The sequence below is a fragment of the Acinetobacter sp. ANC 4654 genome, assembly GCF_002135425.1.
GTDB classification, from domain to species: Bacteria; Pseudomonadota; Gammaproteobacteria; order Pseudomonadales; family Moraxellaceae; genus Acinetobacter; species Acinetobacter kyonggiensis.
This window is the reverse complement of the sequence record NZ_NEGL01000001.1, coordinates 586,418-606,670: the sequence shown is the minus strand read 5'-3', so window position 1 is coordinate 606,670 and position 20,253 is coordinate 586,418. Positions and strand designations below refer to the sequence as shown.

General features: G+C 36.9%; 18 protein-coding genes, 2 tRNA genes and 4 pseudogenes. 17 read left to right on the top strand and 7 right to left on the bottom strand.

The features are described 5' to 3' along the window. The first annotated feature begins 21 nt into the window (after positions 1-21). The gene (locus B9T24_RS02885) at positions 22-579 is read left to right on the top strand and encodes a lipocalin family protein (protein ID WP_143223727.1); all 558 of its coding nucleotides are present in this window, start codon (positions 22-24) and stop codon (positions 577-579) included. 15 nt (positions 580-594) lie between these two features. Continuing rightward, positions 595-828, top strand: a pseudogene (locus B9T24_RS17360) (type I restriction enzyme subunit R domain-containing protein); the annotation flags it as partial. A gap of 225 nt (positions 829-1,053) precedes the next feature. Here the strand turns inward: B9T24_RS17360 and B9T24_RS02875 are convergent. Both B9T24_RS02875 and B9T24_RS02870 read right to left on the bottom strand, forming a co-directional pair. After that, a tRNA-Met gene (locus tag B9T24_RS02875) sits at positions 1,054-1,130 on the bottom strand. A 108-nt stretch (positions 1,131-1,238) separates the two neighbouring features. Continuing rightward, positions 1,239-1,526: a hypothetical protein gene (locus B9T24_RS02870; RefSeq protein WP_086164397.1), complete on the bottom strand. Its 288-nt coding sequence runs from the start codon at positions 1,524-1,526 to the stop codon at positions 1,239-1,241. Positions 1,527-2,014: 488 nt separating this feature from the next. Between B9T24_RS02870 and B9T24_RS02865 the strand changes: the two genes are divergently transcribed. Next, entirely contained in the window at positions 2,015-2,257 is a 243-nt protein-coding gene (locus tag B9T24_RS02865; RefSeq protein WP_143223731.1) for a TIGR03643 family protein, read from the top strand. Positions 2,258-2,443: 186 nt separating this feature from the next. Here the strand turns inward: B9T24_RS02865 and B9T24_RS02860 are convergent, their stop codons facing one another. Further along, positions 2,444-2,593: a DUF2256 domain-containing protein gene (locus tag B9T24_RS02860; protein WP_074947943.1), complete on the bottom strand. Its 150-nt coding sequence runs from the start codon at positions 2,591-2,593 to the stop codon at positions 2,444-2,446. Positions 2,594-3,875: 1,282 nt separating this feature from the next. Between B9T24_RS02860 and B9T24_RS02855 the strand changes: the two genes are divergently transcribed. From B9T24_RS02855 to B9T24_RS02795, 13 genes and pseudogenes are all read left to right on the top strand, one after another. Next, positions 3,876-4,442, top strand: coding sequence for a hypothetical protein (locus tag B9T24_RS02855; protein ID WP_086164581.1), 567 nt, complete (start codon positions 3,876-3,878; stop codon positions 4,440-4,442). A gap of 1,253 nt (positions 4,443-5,695) precedes the next feature. Continuing rightward, positions 5,696-6,253 carry a hypothetical protein gene (locus B9T24_RS02850; protein WP_086164395.1) on the top strand — a complete coding sequence of 186 codons (558 nt, stop codon included), beginning with the start codon at positions 5,696-5,698 and terminating at the stop codon, positions 6,251-6,253. 259 nt (positions 6,254-6,512) lie between these two features. Further along, entirely contained in the window at positions 6,513-6,947 is a 435-nt protein-coding gene (arsC, locus tag B9T24_RS02845) for an arsenate reductase (glutaredoxin) (RefSeq protein WP_086164394.1), read from the top strand. Between the two features lie 57 nt (positions 6,948-7,004). Then, the gene (locus B9T24_RS02840; protein ID WP_086164393.1) at positions 7,005-7,325 is read left to right on the top strand and encodes a metalloregulator ArsR/SmtB family transcription factor; all 321 of its coding nucleotides are present in this window, start codon (positions 7,005-7,007) and stop codon (positions 7,323-7,325) included. Positions 7,326-7,331: 6 nt separating this feature from the next. Further along, a complete protein-coding gene (locus B9T24_RS02835) occupies positions 7,332-7,805 on the top strand; it encodes an arsenate reductase ArsC (RefSeq protein ID WP_086164392.1) in 474 nt (157 codons plus the stop codon). Positions 7,806-7,810: 5 nt separating this feature from the next. After that, on the top strand, positions 7,811-8,851 hold the full coding sequence (gene arsB, locus B9T24_RS02830) for an ACR3 family arsenite efflux transporter (protein WP_086164391.1): 1,041 nt from the start codon (positions 7,811-7,813) through the stop codon (positions 8,849-8,851). A 4-nt stretch (positions 8,852-8,855) separates the two neighbouring features. After that, the gene (gene arsH / locus B9T24_RS02825) at positions 8,856-9,560 is read left to right on the top strand and encodes an arsenical resistance protein ArsH (RefSeq protein ID WP_086164390.1); all 705 of its coding nucleotides are present in this window, start codon (positions 8,856-8,858) and stop codon (positions 9,558-9,560) included. A 39-nt stretch (positions 9,561-9,599) separates the two neighbouring features. Then, positions 9,600-9,864 (top strand): annotated as a pseudogene (locus B9T24_RS02820) (thioredoxin-disulfide reductase); the annotation flags it as partial. Positions 9,865-10,243: 379 nt separating this feature from the next. Beyond that, positions 10,244-10,981 carry a thermostable hemolysin gene (locus tag B9T24_RS02815; protein ID WP_171264824.1) on the top strand — a complete coding sequence of 246 codons (738 nt, stop codon included), beginning with the start codon at positions 10,244-10,246 and terminating at the stop codon, positions 10,979-10,981. A 50-nt stretch (positions 10,982-11,031) separates the two neighbouring features. After that, complete coding sequence (locus B9T24_RS02810) at positions 11,032-12,561, top strand: AMP-binding protein (protein WP_086164389.1); 1,530 nt, start codon at positions 11,032-11,034, stop codon at positions 12,559-12,561. A 91-nt stretch (positions 12,562-12,652) separates the two neighbouring features. After that, complete coding sequence (locus tag B9T24_RS02805) at positions 12,653-13,525, top strand: TauD/TfdA family dioxygenase (protein WP_228145685.1); 873 nt, start codon at positions 12,653-12,655, stop codon at positions 13,523-13,525. 48 nt (positions 13,526-13,573) lie between these two features. Beyond that, positions 13,574-14,383, top strand: coding sequence for an SDR family oxidoreductase (locus B9T24_RS02800; RefSeq protein ID WP_086164387.1), 810 nt, complete (start codon positions 13,574-13,576; stop codon positions 14,381-14,383). Between the two features lie 507 nt (positions 14,384-14,890). Next, positions 14,891-15,403: a cytochrome b gene (locus B9T24_RS02795; protein ID WP_086164386.1), complete on the top strand. Its 513-nt coding sequence runs from the start codon at positions 14,891-14,893 to the stop codon at positions 15,401-15,403. Positions 15,404-15,549: 146 nt separating this feature from the next. Here the strand turns inward: B9T24_RS02795 and B9T24_RS02790 are convergent. The 4 genes and pseudogenes from B9T24_RS02790 to B9T24_RS02775 all read right to left on the bottom strand — a co-directional run. Next, positions 15,550-16,213: pseudogene (locus B9T24_RS02790) on the bottom strand (VIT family protein); the annotation flags it as partial. 449 nt (positions 16,214-16,662) lie between these two features. Next, positions 16,663-16,824: pseudogene (locus B9T24_RS17075) on the bottom strand (integrase); the annotation flags it as partial. A gap of 197 nt (positions 16,825-17,021) precedes the next feature. Continuing rightward, positions 17,022-17,097, bottom strand: a tRNA-Arg gene (locus B9T24_RS02780). Between the two features lie 91 nt (positions 17,098-17,188). Further along, the gene (locus B9T24_RS02775) at positions 17,189-18,544 is read right to left on the bottom strand and encodes an amino acid permease (RefSeq protein WP_086164385.1); all 1,356 of its coding nucleotides are present in this window, start codon (positions 18,542-18,544) and stop codon (positions 17,189-17,191) included. 332 nt (positions 18,545-18,876) lie between these two features. On the opposite strand from B9T24_RS02775, the gene prpF reads away from it, so the two are divergent. Further along, the gene (gene prpF, locus B9T24_RS02770; protein WP_086164384.1) at positions 18,877-20,067 is read left to right on the top strand and encodes a 2-methylaconitate cis-trans isomerase PrpF; all 1,191 of its coding nucleotides are present in this window, start codon (positions 18,877-18,879) and stop codon (positions 20,065-20,067) included. Positions 20,068-20,253 lie beyond the last annotated feature (186 nt).

Here is a 20,253-nt window from a genome sequence, read left to right as displayed (position 1 = left end):
AAATGCATAGAAGGTTATTAAATGAAAACTTTAATCAAAGCTCTTTTTGCTACAGGTTTAATGACCTGCGTCAGTCTAGGTTTTTCTGTGGTAGCTCAAGCAGGAACCATGAAACCGAAGGCTGTCGAAAAAATTGATGTGAATCAGTACGCAGGAAAATGGTATGAAATTGCGCACATTCCCATGTACTTTCAACGGAATTGTGTCAGCGATACGACTGCTCAATATACAGTTAATTTAGATCAGACTATTGCTGTATTAAATAGCTGTCGTACGGAAAGTGGAAAAATAATTGCTTCACAAGGGGTGGCTTATCCTCAAAATGAAGGAATGAGCAAACTCAAAGTGAGTTTTTTACCTGCTGGTTTAAGATGGTTACCTTTTACCAAAGGGGATTACTGGGTGTTAAAAGTAGATACTGAATATCAGGTAGCGCTCATCGGTGGACCATCGCATAAGTACTTATGGATCTTATCTAAAAAGCCTCATTTAGATGAAGCTACATATCAATCTTATTTAGACACTGCACGCCAATATGGCTATGATTTATCAAAGTTGGTTAAAACACCGCAACAGTAATCAGTACTTCCCGCTGAGACCACAGATATACCAACACAAATTAATCAATCCAGCCGAGATAAGTCAGATCGTACAATACAATCAAAAAGTTAACATTAACTTTAATTCAGATGATCAGTTTTATGCGTATTACCGTGATATTGCTCGGCATGTAAAAATAAACAAATTGATATTCTACTTCTGGTGAATATGTTCCTGACAGGGTTTGATTCAAGTATTTTTTCAAACCAATCGTATTTTGAATGGTAATTATGCTTTTTTAGGTTAACAACTTGACCATCTAAATCACCACCGATACAAATATTCAATTTAGTTATTCAGTCATAATCAACTGACCTACTGTAGCACCAAATGCAAAACTTCTGATTAATTGCCAAGTTTTTACTATCAGAATCTAGTTATCTAAAATATAGGTATAAAAAAACCCTAATAAGCATGAAGCAAATCAGGGTATAAACTTTAAATTTTTCTCGTTGGTAGCGGGAGCTGGATTTGAACCAACGACCTTCGGGTTATGAGCCCGACGAGCTACCAGACTGCTCCATCCCGCATCAACGAAGTGACGTTATACATGTTATTAAGACTTAATACAATCTTTATTTTAAATAAACATTTAAGTCTCCAAAAATCCACTAAATAGCGGGACAATTCAACTAAATTTATCGAATTTCTGACTCAGTTATAAATAGAGGGTGAGAGGACTTATATAAAACCAACTTATTTTTTTCATTTTCCAAATAGGATTTAGGCTCTTCCATCCAAGTGACTTTATCACTACCAAAATCTGAATTTTTCAAAGCCCAATCAGAAACTAAACCATACATAAAAGTATTATCAGCAAAAATTAATTTTGACTTATTGCTAGTATTGCTTATAAACACCTTATGCGTTGGTAAAGATCCAAATATACTGATGTGCGTATATAGATATTTATAAGTATCGTTCATATTAGAAGTATCCGAGTAACGGATCACTATACCAACAATAGCTCATGCTAATTCAATTAAAAATTAATAAAATAAGTCCAGTTAGATGACTAAATTTTCTAAGCCCCTATCAAAATAAAAAACCTGTTTACCTCTCCCGGGGTAAACAGGTTTAATTTGCACTTTGATTTTTTCAGTTATTCTTTATTTTCGCTAAATATAGCGTTAATTTATTTCAACATTATGAAAGAAATTAAAAAAGCTCATCAAGTGATGAGCTCTCAAATTTTAAGTCAATTTCTTATCCACGATTCAAGTTATTGAGAGATAAAAAATCACAAATTCTTCATCTTGCGTCTTTTAAAATTGAAAGCTAAACAATATTTTTTAAAGATTAGAAAAGATAGCTTATACGATATAGACCGTTGGTTATTTTTTCATCTTCATGATTTTGATATTTATATTTTCAACAAAATAAGGGCGATGCTGTGGATAATATTATCGAATATATGGGTGCAGATCTATCACGGATTATTGAAATGGCATGGGAGGATAGAACACCTTTTGAAGCCATAGAGCGTGAGTTTGGACTGAATGAATCTGCTGTGATTCGGTTAATGCGGCAAAATTTAAAGTTGGGTAGTTTTAAGTTGTGGCGTGAACGTGTGGCAGGGCGTAAAACCAAGCATTTGCAGTTACGTTCTTCAGAAGTAAGCCGTGGTTATTGTACACGCCAGTATAAGCATCATTAACTATAAAATGTGGCAGGATGGTTGAGTCTCTTATTCCACCATCCTACTTGAACTTGTTGAATTATTAGGGATTTATGTTTTTAAAATGAGTCCTTTTATCTACAAGGAATATTTAATTTAAAGTTGATCAAAACCTGCCATGAAATATGAATTATTCGACTGAAATACAGATGTTTTATTTCCATTTTATTGGGCCGATTTTCTGAGTGGCGACTGGCGTTTGCATCTTTCAGAGCAGTATTTGACCTCATCCCAGCAGCGTTGCCATTTCTTTCGCCATGTAAAGGGACGCAGACAGTAAGCACAGATTTTTTCTGGTAGATGCTGTTTTTTCATCAACTTATAATTCATCTAGTTAGCTGAGTAAGCCTCCATCTGCATGCATCACCATACCTAAGGTATTCGGCAATTCGACCCATTCATAGGCATCGGTATACATCTTCTGAACGGTCTAAATATTTTAGTGTTGCCAGCTGATGATGAAGTTGATCACCTAAAATTAAACCAAAATGCATAAGAGGCTGAACATGAGGTGGATATAAAGTGCAGTTTAAAATTACTTATAGCAATTTTTTGTGAAAATAGATGCCGAGAATACCAATGTATCTATAACATTGTGCTTATTCATATAGATATTTTTAAAAATGATTATTATGAGTGCATCAATTAATAAAAAAGGGATACGAAGAAATCCAATACTGGACGACGTATAGATTTCATCGTCGTATCACCTTTTAAGTTAGCGCATTAATGTTGTACTTTCAATTGCATTCGAATAACAAACTCATAGGACAAAATATCTTCGTGTTACTCTTTAACATATGAGCATCAAGAAGTAGTAATGATTCAAACTCTAAGTTAGATGTAAAAATGAAATGTAGTGTGATTAAAATAAATACAAATTACACAGTATGATGGGTATCTAAACTTTTAGTAATGAAGATTGTGTTGATTGCATCTCAATTGCAATGAATGTGTTAAGTGACTATTTTTGTGTGGTCGAGATATTAAATTATGAGCATATTCAGTTAAATATCATTTAAATTTTTAACGATACAGCCTTACTCGCTTTGTAAGCTATTTTGTTGTAATGATCTTATTTGTTGTGGAATCTGTACATTGTGGTACATCATGTTGACGTAACAATTAAATATGATTAAAAATTAATCTACACAAGAATGGTTATGCTTGATTTTAGTTTTAAGTAGATGACAAAGGTGTTGTTTAACTTTAATTAGATCTCACAAACGTGATTTGTTCTTCGAACAATCGGTGTAAATGCTACAGCACGCGTCCTTATAGTATTTAGTTTAGCCATTTTTGTTGCTGGGTTTAGGCATTCCTGTACCTATTTTCCTGTTTAGCGACAACAGTTCTAGGTGAGTATATAGCCATTGCAGTACATGATTGGGAACGTCAGATCTGATTTTTTCGTAAAGGACATGTGCTTCACACGGGTATTGCATGACAGTGATGCTACGCTGACCTCTAGTATATGCCAGCTTTTTATCGTTCTGTGCTGACAACCATAGAGCAAAAGCGTGTTGCTCGCTCGATTGGTGAGTCTAATCCAGCCGTCTTCTAGGTGTTTTCACTCATGATGCAAGGAGAACGTGCTATGAATTTCCCTAAAGTGTTGATGATGGCTGGATGGATTGCACTGTCTACATCCACAGCTTTCGCCGCCGATCAAATGAGGGGCAAAGGTGGGGCTGACAAGCAAGCCATCGCTAGTGCAATAAGTGCAGCACCGAAAAAAGTGGGCACAGCGGCCACCATTGTGGCCATGGGTGCTGATGGACAGATGCGCACCTTGCGAAAAGGCAACAACGCCTTTACCTGTATGCCCGATAATCCGGCGACTCCTGGCCCCGATCCGATGTGTATGGACAAGGTCGCTCTGGAATGGGCAGAAGCTTGGATTGGCCACAAAACACCGACGGTGGGTAAGGTTGGCTTTATGTACATGCTGGCAGGTGGCACAGATGCCAGTAATATGGATCCTTATGCCAAGAAACCCACTGCGGGCAACCATTGGATCAAGACAGGCCCGCATGTCATGATCGTTGGGGCGGAATCCCGCTTCTACGACATGTACCCCAAGAGTGCTCAGCCAGACACTGCTGCCCCTTACGTGATGTGGCCAGGAACGCCTTACCAACACTTAATGATTCCAGTCAAGTGACACAGATGTGGGTGATCTTCACCTAATTCAACGGTGAGTACACCCAAAGTCTATTTATGGCTGATCGAGTCGCAGTCATGATTTGGTGTGGTTTGATATTTAGCTGCGCCTAAATGACATCATCCTTTATTTCAGCGGATCGCTTTCGGCGACTGCTGAAATTCAAATTCGGCTAGGGATAGAACAAAATTTCGTCTGTAAAATTTTTTAAATCATTGAGTTAAAGTCAGGAAATTAATTTCTAAGTATTAATTTTACCCATTGAACATAATAGGTGTTATACGAAATGAAAAAATAGTATCGAATTTCAAAAAAGTTATACTGTGAAAAAGGGCGAAAAACCTAGAATCTGGCTTGGAAAAAATTCGGCTTTTTTTTATCCAGATTTTATATTTTTTACTAATAAATCATCAGTATAAAACTCTGTTGTACATTGTTAATTCATCCATTGCCCAAACTATCCTCAATTCATGCGGATAAATCTTGGGGGGAAATTAAGCATTTGTGTACGCCTAAGCGCACACAAATTCAGGTCTTTTGCGGCTATGCGACTTCAACTCAATTTACTATCATGAGGACATAGAGAGCAGGATGCTCCAGATAACAATAAAAAAATAAGCGACAAGGAATGTAGGTAAGACAGGAGTCATACCAAAGCACCCAATACGAAAAACCCCGACAGGATGTCGGGGTTTTTTTATTGCTTGTTTTTGGTGATGTTAAATTTTGATGCAAATTAAGTAAAAAATATATGTAGTTCCCATTTATTTAATTTCATATTTTTTATTGTAAATTTTACTCTTCCAAGCAATTTAAAATTTGAGATGCTAATACTTTAGGTTATTCAATCGGAATTATATGACTTATATTTTCTATTGTTTCTAAACGAGCATTTAGAATTTGATTATACAGCTCGTTTGCTCCTTGGTTGAGTGAACCTGATCCTGAGGAGCAGTATAATCAAGCTTGAGTACTTAACTTTACCCATGTCGTCCTTGGGGTTAGAGGAAAATTTGGAAAATTCATGATGGTAAATAAATACTTTTATTGATTTATATAGCCACCAGTTAATAGGAAAGAGACCTTCAATTATGTTTTCAATGAAAAAATCATTATAGGAAAGACACTCTTTTTTTGTATTTAACAGAGTAATGAATCATGTATTTTGGGTTTAGTAAATAAAATCATTGTATAAGGTATGAATAATTAAAAGTTTGTTATAGTGTGCTTAATTTGGCTTTTTATATAAACTAATGTTAAATAATACTTATATTTTTTTTGGGGTGATTTTAGGTTTAACGATTGCAAATGTAGCGGGGGCTGCAACTACAAGCATGAATAACGATCGGTTGAGCTATTTAATACAGCGGGTAGATTATCAGCGTACAAATGACTCTCTTGAGAAATCTGAAAATCAATTATTAGGGCGTGCAAGCTGGAATATTCAATGCTGGGTAAAAAGCAGTGAAGGCACTAAAATTTGCACAATGCGTAAAAATCATATTACGGTAATGCGTATGAATGATAATTACAGCTTAAGTGTTGGTATAAAGCATGAAAAAAACTCTATTACACTGCTTAAAGTTGATAATAATAGTATTTGGCAGACGCGCGAGGGGCTATACCGCGATGCTCAAACAATTATAGATCAGTTCAAGCGTGGCTTCGAAGTGAAAACAGAGTTTAATGCATTTAATACTGCTAAACCTGTTGTAAATGAAGTTTCATTAATTGGTTTTTCTGACGCATTTAATGATATGCAACAGCAGTATAATAAGCTGGATCATTTGGATCCGCAGCGCAGATTTTAACAGAATTGCTATAGCCTGCTGTCTTTGAATAAAAGGCGTGGGCTAAAGTATGATGATTTATTCAATATGACGCTTGGACTACGACCACTCGCTTAGACAAATTTAGTCCATTCATGGTGTTGTATTTTTTGATCATTAGCTTTTCAGTCTTAAGAATTATTTTATCGAGATAAAATTTATTAAATCAGTAAATATGGATTTACATATATGTGATTATTCGTATATAAGTATATGTAAATGTTTTGTTGAGTTTGAGCAAATGACTGCTACTTCTAAGGTTAAGATGTATCACAATCCTGATTGTGGTACATCACGTAATACACTTGCTTTAATCCGCAATGCCAATATTGAACCTGAAGTGATTGAATATTTAGTTAACCCTCCATCTAAAGCTGAATTGACTCAACTGATTGCTGATGCAGGTTTAATGGTAAGAGAGGCGATTCGTAAGAATGTTGCGCCATATTCGGAACTTGAACTTGATCAAGAACGTTGGTCAGATGAACAACTTCTAGATTTTATGCAGTTGTATCCCATTTTAATTAATCGTCCATTCGTTGTCACTGAACTAGGCACTCGATTAAGTCGTCCATCAGAAGTGGTTTTAGATATTTTACCATTAGCTCAAAAGGATGCTTTTACCAAAGAAGATGGTGAGCAAGTGATTGATGCAAATGGGCAGCGATTGAAATAAAAATTTAATGGATATATGTGAATATCAATATATCCATATGTTTGAGTGAGTGAAAATATGGATCAAATCAATTTTTTTAAATGTTTGGCTGATGAAACTCGATTCAACATTGTCATGTTGGTTGTTGGAAATAATGAGCAGTGTGTCTGCGACTTAACTGAAAAATTACAGCTCAGTCAGCCCAAAATTTCTCGTCATTTAGCATTATTACGTACTTTGGGCTTATTGCAAGACCGACGTCAGGGACAATGGGTTTATTACAGCATTAATCCAAATTTACCTGCTTGGTGCTTAGAAGTACTCAACACCCTTAAGAATGCCGAACTACAACCAAATGTTGAAATACCTTTTCAGCAAATCAATAGTTATTGCGAGTAGAACAATATGAAATTTCTTTTTTTATGTACTGGAAATAGCTGTCGCAGTATTTTATCAGAAGTGCTTTTTAACAGCCGTGCTCCAGAAGGTTGGAAAGCTTATAGTGCAGGCAGTAAACCATCTGGACAAGTGCATCCACTAACCATTGAAACGCTAGAAAACCTAGGTCTTTCAACTGAAGGTTTGTGGAGTAAAACGATTGATGACTGCGAACAATACCAACCTGACGTTGTGATTACCGTCTGTGATTCGGCAGCACAAGAAGCATGTCCACTGTATTTAGGTGGAGCGATCAAGGCACATTGGGGGTTAGCTGATCCTTCACATTTAGATTTACCGAAAGAAGAAAAACTAAAAGCATTTCAAGTCACAGTCAACCATATCAACCGTCGTTTAGCTGCTTTATTTAAACTAAATATAGATGAATTAGCTCGCTCAGAATTGATTGCAGCAATTAATCAAATTTCGAATATTGAGTAAGTGAAATGTCTGAAAAACGCTTGTCTTTTTTAGATCGTAATCTGACACTATGGATTTTTATTGCCATGGCGTTAGGTATTGCAATAGGAAATTTTTTCCCTCAAGCCTCTGATGCACTCAATAAATTAAGTATTGATTCGGTGAATATTCCAATCGCGATTGGTCTTATTCTCATGATGTATCCGCCACTCGCAAAAGTGGACTATGCGACTTTGCCGCAAGTATTTAAGGACAAGAAAACACTGACTCTATCCTTAGTACAAAACTGGTTGATCGCTCCCGTACTTATGTTTGCTCTGGCAATTATATTTTTGCATAGTTATTCAGAATACATGACGGGCGTAATCCTGATTGGTTTAGCGCGATGCATTGCTATGGTTCTTGTTTGGAATGGGTTGGCATGTGGTGATAATCAATACGTCGCAGCGCTGGTCGCTTTTAATAGTATTTTTCAAATTGTGTTCTTTAGTACTTATGCTTGGCTATTCTTGACCTTCTTACCGCCTTATTTTGGGATTGCAGGGCAGGTGATCAATGTTGATTTCTGGACCATTACCCATGCTGTTTTGGTTTATCTCGGTATTCCGTTTTTATTCGGTTTCTTAACGCGCTTAATTTTGGTGAAACAAAAAGGCGTGGAGTGGTATCAAACCAAGTTTATTCCGAAAATCAGTCCTCTAAGTTTGATTGCTTTGCTGTTCACGATTTTGGCTATGTTTAGCCTAAAAGGTGGTGATGTCGTAAGCCTGCCAATGGATGTTTTACGAATTGCGATTCCTTTAACAATTTACTTTGTCTTGATGTTCTTTATTAGCTTCTTTATGAGCAAATGGATGGGCAATGATTATCCGAAGACAGCAGCAATCTCGTTTACTGCGGCTGGAAACAACTTTGAATTAGCACTTGCTGTTGCAATTGCCACATTTGGTTTAGCTTCACCAGTTGCTTTTACCACTGTCATTGGTCCATTGGTTGAAGTTCCTGTGTTGATTGCCTTGGTGAGTGTTTCACTCTGGCTTAGAAAAAAATACTTTAAAGAGGCCTAACGCTATGAATCTTCCAAATGTAGATCTAGATCTTCTTGAGCCACCGACCTTTGAAAAAGTTCAAGCAAAAGAACTTGCTCATCCACCGCGTATTTTGCTGCTATATGGTTCTAACCGTGAGCGTTCATATAGCCGTTTAGCCCTGTTGGAAGCGGGCCGTATCTTGGAGTGTTTTGGTGCTGAAGTAAAAATCTTTCATCCTAAAGGGCTGCCTTTACCTGAAGATGCAGATACTGAACATCCTAAAGTGAAAGAATTGCATGCGTTATTGGCATGGTCAGAGGGCATGGTCTGGTGCTCACCTGAACGTCATGGCTCCATGAGTTCTATTTTCAAATCTCAAATCGATTGGATTCCACTGGCAGGCGGTGCAATCCGTGCAACTCAGGGGAAAACATTGGCTCTGATGCAAGTCAGTGGTGGATCACAGTCTTTTAACAGCCTGAATCAAATGCGTATTTTAGGTCGCTGGATGCGGATGATCACCATTCCAAATCAATCCTCAATTCCCAAAGCTTTTTTAGAGTTTGAAGAAGATGGCAGGATGAAGCCTTCAGCTTTCTATGATCGAATTGTCGATGTGATGGAGGAGCTGTATAAGTTCACTTTATTGACCCGTGGGCAAAGTCAGTACCTCACAGATCGTTATTCAGAGCGAAAAGAGTCTGCCGAAGAACTTTCAAAACGTGTGAATCAACGTCATTTATAAATTTTAGGTGATAATAAATGTAAAAGATATTCTGAATGAATTCCTTTAGATTCAGAATTTTATGGTTATAGCGCTGCGGTTTATGCTGCACGCGCTAACTTAAAGCTTACACTGATTGTGGGTTTACAGCTGGGGGAGTCAATTAATAATGCTCACTGAAGTTGATCACTGATCAGGCGATCCTGAAAGTTTAACAGGTCCAGCACTCATGGAACGTATGCAAGCCCATGCGGAATGCTTTGGTACAGAGATTGTGTACAATTACATCAATGAAGTTGATTTAAACATTCGTTCAGCCGTGCTAAATAAATTTACAGAATTAGGTAGACCACACACCTAAGTTATATCTTAAATTTAGACACCCCAGAGGTTCGCTTAACTTTTAAAGCTTTGTGTAACAAAGCCTATTCATAATAAAAAGATTGTTGTTAGCGTACTGGTTGAATAATATATTTAAGTATGAATAATTATAATATAGCAAGTGATAGTAATTATCATTATTTTTATTTAACAGTGTGTATTAATAATAAATTAAAATTATTTTATTGTTGGGTTTTTAATATATAAATATTTGAAAAATAATAAATTTTTATAATTTTTGTTTTGTGTGTGGTTTTATTATTAAGGAAATTTTAAGTTTGAAATTCTATCTTTTTCTTATTATATTTTTCTGTGAGATGATAATGACTATATTCATCTTTAAACCTGCTTCATCCAATAAGATTAATTATTTAGACTTTAATTTAGATAACTCCAAATATAAAAGAGAACGATTTACTAAAACTGATTTAGACAAAAACTGTGTGGCAATATTGCCTAAAGTGTCGTCCAAAAATACATTCATCAGTTTGGATGTTCAAACTTTAGACCACAGCCGTACATTAGAGCGAGTGAGCGTTGAAAGCTTTATCAGTGATAAATATAAAGAAATCCATAATGCATCACTCTCTGAGTTTTTTTCAACACTGTTTGCCGGTTATACCGAAAATAAGATGCAAGTGGCGATTGGGATAGAAAATTTAAACGGGAAAGATGCCTTTCTTGAACAATATCTGGAAACACCAGTAGAGCTGAGCTTAGAGAAAATCATTCAGAATAAGGTTTCAAGGGACAAGCTGGTTGAAATTGGTAATTTGGCTTCTCTGAATATGGAAAATGCAAAACTGATGGTGGCTTTTCTGGTGTTCCATTTAAGCCGGCAAAAAATTGAGTGGGCGGTGTGTACTGGCACAGTTGCTGTTCGCTATGTCCTACAGCAAATGGGGCTGCATTTTCATGTTATCGATAAAGCCAATCCAAATGCACTAGGTGCTGCCCAGAAGCAATGGGGAAATTACTATCAGCAAAAGCCTCTCGTGTTGGCAATAAATGTGGCCGATGCGCTGGCTGTAACTCAAGAAATATATGATTCCAATTTCTAAATACTCATGAAACTGGTGGAAAGACCAGTTTCAAACTTGGATTTCTGAAGATGATGAAAAAAATATTTGATTCAATTGCTTATTATGCAAAACATAGCCCAGAGCGGGAAGCGCTAGTGACTATACATCAAACAGTTGGCTATGCTGATTTGCAGATGCAAGTTGAGACGTTGGCAGCTGAACTGATGCAGATGAAAAGCCAAAATCTTGCGATTTTTGGGAGTAACAGCATCGAATGGGTTGTGATGGATCTAGCTGCAAAAAAGGCCAATATCACAGTTGTTCCTATTCCGCTATTTTTCAGTAAAGATCAAATAAAACATCTGTTAAATGATAGCTGTACAGATACGATTTTCATGACTGATGCATGCAGTGATGCCAATAAACAGCCTGCCGTACCTGAATGGCTGGAAGAGCTTAAAGCAAATAAGATCGTAAAGCATATTTCAGTTGTAGATGCTGTAAAAGGTCAATTTATTCATTTAGTTAATACAAAAAATAAAATTGAATATAGCCGTGAAAGTTCAGGTTTTGTAAAGCCGTCAAAAATAACTTATACCTCTGGCAGTACTGGTACTCCTAAAGGCGTTTGTCTGGGAGAAGATACGCTTAACTCTATTACAGATTCGCTGAGTAATGCGCTGGAACCACTTCGGCTGGGGCGCCATTTGTGCCTTATTCCTTTTGCGACGCTCTTGGAAAATATAGCGGGAATATACGTGGCGCTGAGCATGGGCAGGTCACTGGTTATAGGAGAGGTCAGCCAATTTGGATTAATCTCAAATCATGAATTTAAAGTCCAAAATTTTGTCAATGCAGTAAAAGAATATCAAATTGAAAGCGTTATTTTGCTGCCGCAAATGCTCAAAGCCATTGTGGAATATATTGCAACGCATAATCCTGAAGGTTTCAGCAGCTTAAAATTCATTGCCGTAGGTGGTGGAAAAGTTTCCCCCGATTTGCTGATGCAGTGTGAAAAGCTTGGGCTTCCTGTTTATGAAGGCTATGGCCTGTCGGAATGCGCTTCTGTGGTGAGTTTAAATTTACCCAATGCAATTAAAATAGGCAGCGTGGGCCAACCACTGCCACATGTGGAAGTCAAAATAAATCCAAATGGGGAGGTGGTGGTAAAGGGCAATGCTATGCAAAGCTATTTAAATGAAATTCCTGTGAGCCAGTATATCCATACTGGTGATGCGGGTTTTTTCGATGAAGAGGGCTACTTATTTATTACTGGACGCATTAAGCAAATTATTGTCAGCAGTTTCGGTCGTAATATCTCTCCAGAATGGGTGGAATCCAATAGCGCAACTGAGCCTGAAATTAATCAGATTGCTGTTTTTGGTGAAGCGCAGCCGCATTTATCTGCGGTGATTTATGCCAAAAATTCGGTATCAAGCAGTATGGTTGATCAAGCAATACAAAAAGCCAATTCCCGTATGCCAGATTATGCGCACATTCAGCATTGGTGCCGTACTGAAGAGCCGTTTTCTTTAAAAAATGAGATGCTGACAGACAATGGAAAATTGCGCAGAAATACCATTCAGCAGCGGTTTAAGGTTGATTTATTACTGGATTAATGCGGTGAAAAAATTCTCGGAAAATCAAAATCATTTCTGCTTCAAGCGAAAGCTGGGCGATAAGCAGTAACAGTGAGATGGAAATATGAATATGAAACAAGTGGTGATGAATGCAGGTGAAAATGAGCCTTTTTTAAAGTCGGCAAGAAAAGAGATTAAAACGGCTTTAATTGAAAATGGCTGGGTTCTGCTGCGGAATGAAAACTATGATGTCAGCAGTTTTAGCCAGTTAATGACATCATTATGCCAAAAGTTAACTTACGATCCAGCACGTGAAAATATCACTCAGCAATCGCAAAAAGTGGATGCGGGCACTCACGCTGTAGGGCTGCATATTGAAAATGGAACCACGCCTTTGCCACCAGATATTATTGCCTTTTTCAGTGCATTAAGTGCTTCACAGGGTTCTCAGACTACGGTATGCGATGGTCATTTGGTCTGGCTAAATTTGCCAGATAAATTAAAGGAAAAATTTTCAGCACCAATGACCATCAGCCGACATTTGCCCAAAAATATTTGGCAAAAATATGTTGCAGCTGCCTTGAATATCAATACACCTGAAGAGGTGACTTGGGATGACTTACAGCGCTTTACAGACATGATTCCTGGTCAAAGCATCAGCCCAGCAGAGAATGACGGAATTGAATACCACTTAAAGATGAAGATGATTCGGCATGATAATTTAAAGGGCATTCCGGCATTTGCCAATACATTATTAGGGCCATCTTATAATTATCAAAAACCGCGTTACCATTTTTCAGATGGTGCGGAAATTAGCTCGGATTTAATTTTAGAACTGGCCGACCTCTGTGAAAAATATACTGCTGAAATTCATTGGCAGGATGGTGATCTGGCGATTATTGACAATAAGCGCTTTATGCACGGCAGGCGTGAAATTCTAGTTCCGCTAGAAAATAGAAAACTCTATATCAGCATGGGGCTGGGAATGAATCATAATTTTTAACTTGGTACGCATGCTGCATAAATATTTTTATATTCAGTGAGAAAAACGATGTCTAATTTAACGGCTGTAATTATTGGGGCAACAGGGGGCATTGGCCAAGCCATTGCAAATACTTTAGCTAAAAAAGGTATTAACCTTGTTTTAGCTGGCAGGAATGAAGGGATGCTCAAAGAGATGCAAGCCAATCTTGCAAAGAGTTATCCCAGCATCAAATTAAACTATTTATGCTGTGACTTATCCAAGCGGGAAAGCCGTCAGCATTTCATAGATGCGCTTGCTATGCTGAATACACCGATCAATTATTATATTAATAATGCTGGAATAAATGATTTTGCTTTATTTTCAGATCAGCATGATGAAATGATTGAAAAAATGATGATGATAAACGTAGCGTACCCGCTGGAACTGATTCAGCAAGTCATTCCATTGATGTCAGTAGTAAATCCCAGCCAAATTATTAATATCGGCTCTACTTTTGGCAGCATTGGCTATCCTGGTTATGTGAGCTACTGCGCGAGTAAATTTGCACTAAGAGGAGCAACTGAAGCTCTTGCGCGGGAATATTGTAAAACAGCGATCAAGTTTAGATATTTTTCTCCCCGTGCCACCAACACGGCAATGAATAGCCCTGCGGTGATTCAGATGAATCAGCAATTGGGAGTGCAAATGGATAGCCCAGAGTCGGTTGCAGAAGAGTTGTATAATTTTCTTCAGAGTGATCAGCAAGCTTATCAGGTCGGTTACCCCGAAAAGATATTTGTAAAAGTGAATCAACTTTTACCTAATGTAGTTTCCAGTTCTATTGAGAAAAATATATATACAATTCAGCATTATGCAAAATCTTGTAATGAGATATGAGGCGGTTGAATTTAAAAATCTCTGTACTGACACCATTGTAAGTACAGCTTATATTTTAGATTGAGTAGAGCTAGCAGATATTTTAGCTTGTATTACAAAAGATAAAGAAAATGTGAAATATATTAAAACTTTGATAATTCTAACCAAATAAAGATACAAGCTAACTTAGCCTATTCTCATCATTCTACTTTAGCTTGTTATATCGAGAGTTGCTGAATGCATAGTATTAATAAATAGCCATTCCACATCAGCATTTTTTTCTGAAGAGTCAGTACTAGATTTTTGTGTGTGATTACATTTTTAGATATTTATCAGGGTATCGTTTATTGTTTATAAATACCCCCATTAATTGGCTATTTTAGCTAACAAAAAGATATCAATAAAATCAGTACTTATTTCCATAAGATAAAAATATAGCCAGAAAATAGAGAATTATTTATTTTAATTTTAACGTCTAATTAAGGTTGATTGTGTTTGATATAAGTATTTAAAACTTAGGAGGAAATTATGAAAAATACTTATCCAAAACCCATGATAATAATCCATTGGCTTACATTTTTTTTAGTTGCAACTGTATATTTGACTGGTGGAAATCCAACAACAACCGGTTTACTTGGACAGATTCATGTCATAGGTGGGATATCAATTTTTATTCTATTTTTCATTAGATTAAGTTTTATTTTTATCTATAACAAAAGTATTCCTAAAAATGAGACAATTAATCAATATCAAAAAAAAATATTTAAAATGGTTAGATTTACGCTTTACTTAAGTTTATGTATTGTTCCAATAGTTGGTTGGCTTGCACTATCAATTTTGACTGATAACTTCAAAGTATTATTTTTAAACTTGCCCCTTTTAAGCAGTGTTAGAGATATTCAATATATTGGTGAATTGCATGAATTTTTAGCTAATACTTTTATTACAATTGTAGGATTACATGCCAGTGCTGCATTAATACACCATTTTATTTTCAAAGATAATGTATTGAAAAGTATGCTCTTTAAAAGAAATAAGTGATTTAGATTTATAACCCGAAAAACAGATATATTTTTTAGCTGAGAACAACATTCTTTATTGAGATAAAGAATGTTAAATATGTATATAGACTGAGTATTTATATGAGTCATTATTTAATATTGTGATGATATAGAAGGTATCTTAGGTCACCACAATATTAATAATGATCCGATCCAAGCACTGAATAACATAGCAATAATTCCCCAGATCATGATACGAGCTGAACCTTCTCCAAATGCTCACACCACCAGCATAGCTTCCAATGCCCCCATAATTCTGAGGCTTAAAACCCCAATCAGTATGACACCTTGATTTAAATATTGTTCAGGCAGAAGCATAATTGAAATTAAAGGAAATAATAAACCTACAGAAAATGCAAGAGCTGAAGAAGATGCAGCGAGGAAAGGTTTGGCAGAAGTATGATCTGAAATACCAATTTCATCACGAGCATGTGCATCTAAAGCATTATGCTGGGTGAGTTATTTAGCAACATCTTCAGCTAAAGTTGGTTCTAAACCACGTTGTATGTAAATATTTTTCAGTTCTTTTCGTTCATTTTTAGGATGGAGTTTTAATTCACGTGCTGCCATTTTTAGATCATTATTTATATATATTTTTTTTATTTAACGGAAATATATTCACCAGTAGCCATTGAAGCAGCCCCATAAATTAATCCCGCAACACATGTTACTAATAATGTTTGAGAAGAAGCGCCACTGGCTACTATTCCGACCACTAGGCTTGTTACAGAAATAATCCCATCATTACCCCTAGCACAGCAGCACGTAGCCAACCTGCACGTGTGGCATAAGAGGGTCTCTTTTAATTGTTGTAAATAATTTGACTCAAATTTTCTGATTAGTGCTGTACTTGATGTTTAAATCAAGAAATCAATATTAGGTTATCAATAAAAAGATACAATTTATAGATGGTTAATGGGGGCTGGATTATTGATTGACGGACATTTTTTAACGAGCAGAAAAGCAGTTCTGTAATTGACCAAAATTGGGGTAAATGTACAGGAGATCCCATCAGGAAATTGTGATGATTGGCAAAAAAATGGGAAAAATGATTTGATGAATGGGCTGATTTAATTATAAAGAGTTAGAAACTTAAATTGATAAATAAAGGAGTAATTATTCAATCAATCATTATTCTACAGTTAGAACAATACTTAGCCCATTAAGCCTTTTTCACGAGGGTAATCAGTATTTATATAAATTTTATGAATAGAGCTTTAATCTATCACAGTAATCCGCTCATTTTTGCATCATCACTTTTCTTTTCTCTAAATGCTTAGTTCTGTTGTAAGCATGACCACACATGTCTTTTACTTGATGAGCCAGTTGTTGCTCAATCAGTTCAATTGGAAAGTCAAAAACTGCCTCTAAAATTGTACGTGCGGAAGTACGGAAACCATAAGAGCGTGAGTAATCAAATTTTCAGCTTTTATCACCAGTCTTAGAGATGATTAAAACGAATACCAGCAGAAAACTTTTGAACTTTTTTCAGGGTCGGCCTTTATCGGTTTATTTAGAATGTGTTAGTTTTTAATTTATTGATTTTAATATTATTTGTTTTTATTGTGGATCTGGAAAGTTAAATGTAAACCATAAAATGGTGCGCCCTGCGGGAGTCGAACCCGCGTCGGTCACTTAGGAGGCAACTGCTCTATCCAGTTAAGCTAAGGGCACAATGCGCAGCTAATTTAGCGCAAATAGACATAAAAAAAAAGTTATTGTCGAAACAATAACTTTTTAAAAGACAGATCTTTATCATTTTTGCTTAAGATTTATTCAGCTTCATTACTTTAAATAAGCCTAACATCACCACAATCCAGATCGGAATCATCAGGACTGACTCTTTAAAGCCTTGCATCCACATAATATAAAGTACGGTTGCAATAAAAATTAGTACTAAATAATTGCTGATAGGTGCCCAAAGTGCAGGGAATTTGGTTTGAATAGATGCTTGTTTAATTACTTGTCTAAATTTCAAGTGAGTCAAGGTAATCATGGCCCAGTTCAGTACTAATGCACCAACCACAACATACATCAAGTGACTTAAGGCATCTTCTGGAACAAAGTAATTTAACAGTACGCAGCCAAAAATTAACAAAGCCGAGAATAAAACAGCAGGAATCGGTACACCTTGTTTATTCACATGACTGAATACTTTCGGTGCATTGCCTTGTTGTGCTAAGCCATAAAGCATACGACTATTGGCATACATCCCACTGTTATAAACAGAAAGTGCAGCAGTTAAAATAATGAAATTCAATAAATGCGCTGCCCAGCCAATACCGAGTTGACTGAAAATCATCACAAATGGACTTTTATCCAGACCACCTAAGTCAAGCTGATCCCATGGCACCAATGCTAAAAGGATCGTTAGTGAACCAATGTAGAACAGTAGAATACGGAAAACCACTTGGTTAATGGCTTTTGGAATGGTTTTTTCAGGGTCTTTGGCTTCCGCAGCCGCCATACCAATCAGCTCAATACCCCCAAAGGCGAACATGAGGAAGGCGAGCATATAGAATAAACCTTCAAAACCATTCGGGAAAAATCCACCATGTGTCCAAAGATTAGAAAATGAAGAGGTTGAACCAGCATCAGCGGTGAGCAGTAAATACAAACCGAAAATGATCATCGATACAATTGCAGTGACCTTAATGATGGAAAGCCAAAACTCTGATTCACCATAAAATTTTACATTGCCGAGATTGACCAAGGTAATGATGATGAAAAAGAACAGTACGGAAGCCCATGCAGGAATAAAAGGCCACCAGTAATTAATATATTTTGCAACAGCCGTCAGCTCGGTCATGGCGACTAAAATATATAAAATCCAGTAATTCCAACCCGCTAGAAAGCCGGGGAATTTCCCCCAATATTTAAAGGCAAAATGGCTAAATGATCCTGCTACAGGCTCATGTACGATCATTTCACCCAGTTGACGCATGATTAAAAACGCAATCAAACCACCAATGGCATAACCCAAAATGATGGAAGGACCTGCAGATTGAATCACCTGTGCGGAACCTAAGAATAAGCCTGTACCAATAGCTCCGCCCATGGCGATGAGTTGGATGTGACGGTTCTTTAAGCCACGCTGAAGTTGAGACGACTCTTTATTCAAGTTATTTCAGCCCGACAATGGATAAGTGTTTCCGATTGTAATAGATCGGGAAGAAATCGCATAGTAGCTCAAAATTCATGAAAAAAAGTTATTATTTGTATAAAAAATAATGTTTGGAAAATAACAAATAAAAAACATATGAATCAATATATTAATTTTATTTAAATTATCGAATTGCAGGCTCTATTTGAAAACTGGACGTTCACAAATGGTGTTTTTTTAGACTTAAGTCCTGTATTTCACGTATAGATATAGAAAAAAGGTATGATGAGCCTTAGTTAAATCAGACTGTTTGACTTAACACAATGATAAATATGAAGGATTCAATAAAAATGAGTTTTGCTCCTCAAATAAAAATTCCAGCAACTTATATGCGTGGTGGTACCAGTAAAGGTGTTTTCTTTAAAGTCGATGACTTACCAGAAGCTGCGCAGCAAGCGGGAAACATCCGTGATCAATTATTGTTACGTGTGATTGGTAGTCCAGATCCATATGGCAAGCAAATTGATGGTATGGGGGGGGCAAGTTCAAGTACCAGTAAAACCGTGATCTTGGCGAAAAGTTCACAACCCAATCATGATGTGGATTATTTGTTTGGTCAGGTGGCTATTGATCAACCTTTTGTGGACTGGAGTGGCAATTGTGGCAATTTAACGGCTGCGGTCGGTTCATTTGCCATTTCCAATGGCTTGGTCAGTGCAGCGCGTATTCCTGAAAATGGCATCTGTACGGTACGCATTTGGCAAGCTAATATTGAAAAAACCATTATTGCGCATGTACCGATTACCCATGGGCAAGTCCAAGAAACTGGTGATTTTGAACTCGATGGTGTGACTTTCCCCGCAGCCGAAGTGCAGATTGAATTTTTAGATCCTGCCGATGATGGTGAAGATGGCAGCGCCATGTTCCCAACAGGAAATGTAGTCGATACTTTTGAAGTACCCAATATCGGGACTTTCCAAGCCACTTTTATTAATGCGGGTATTCCAACCATTTTCTTAAATGCAGAAGATATTGGTTATGAAGGAACCGAATTACAAGAGGCGATCAATGCAGATGCTCAAGCATTGGCACGTTTCGAAACCATTCGTGCTTATGGCGCAAAAAAAATGGGTTTAATTCAAGACATTTCTGAAGCTGAAAAACGTCAACATACGCCTAAAATTGCGTTTGTCTCTCAATCAAAATCTTATACCTCATCGAGTGGTAAAGACATTCAAACGGATGATGTCGATTTACTGGTACGTGCCTTGTCGATGGGTAAATTACACCATGCCATGATGGGAACTGCTGCGGTTGCCATTGGTACGGCTGCGGCCATTCCCGGTACTTTGGTGAATTTAGCTGCCGGTGGTGGAGCACGTGAAGCGGTACGATTTGGTCATCCTTCGGGCACATTGCGTGTTGGCGCACAAGCCGTTCAGGAAAATGGACAATGGCTGGTGAAAAAGGCGGTGATGAGCCGTAGTGCACGAGTTTTGATGGAAGGTTGGGTTCGTATTCCAGAAGATAGTTTGAAGTAGTAAACAAGATAGAGAATCTTGCGATAAAGCAGTATGATGACGCTTTGTGATTGTGAAATTGAGCTGCCAAAGTAGGTGCTTAATACAATGACAAGTTAGCTCTCTTGTGTATGATCAATCGCAAGTTCTCTGTTCGTGATGACAAGAGCGCTGTATATTAGATTAAGCTAGATCTAGCAGATTTCT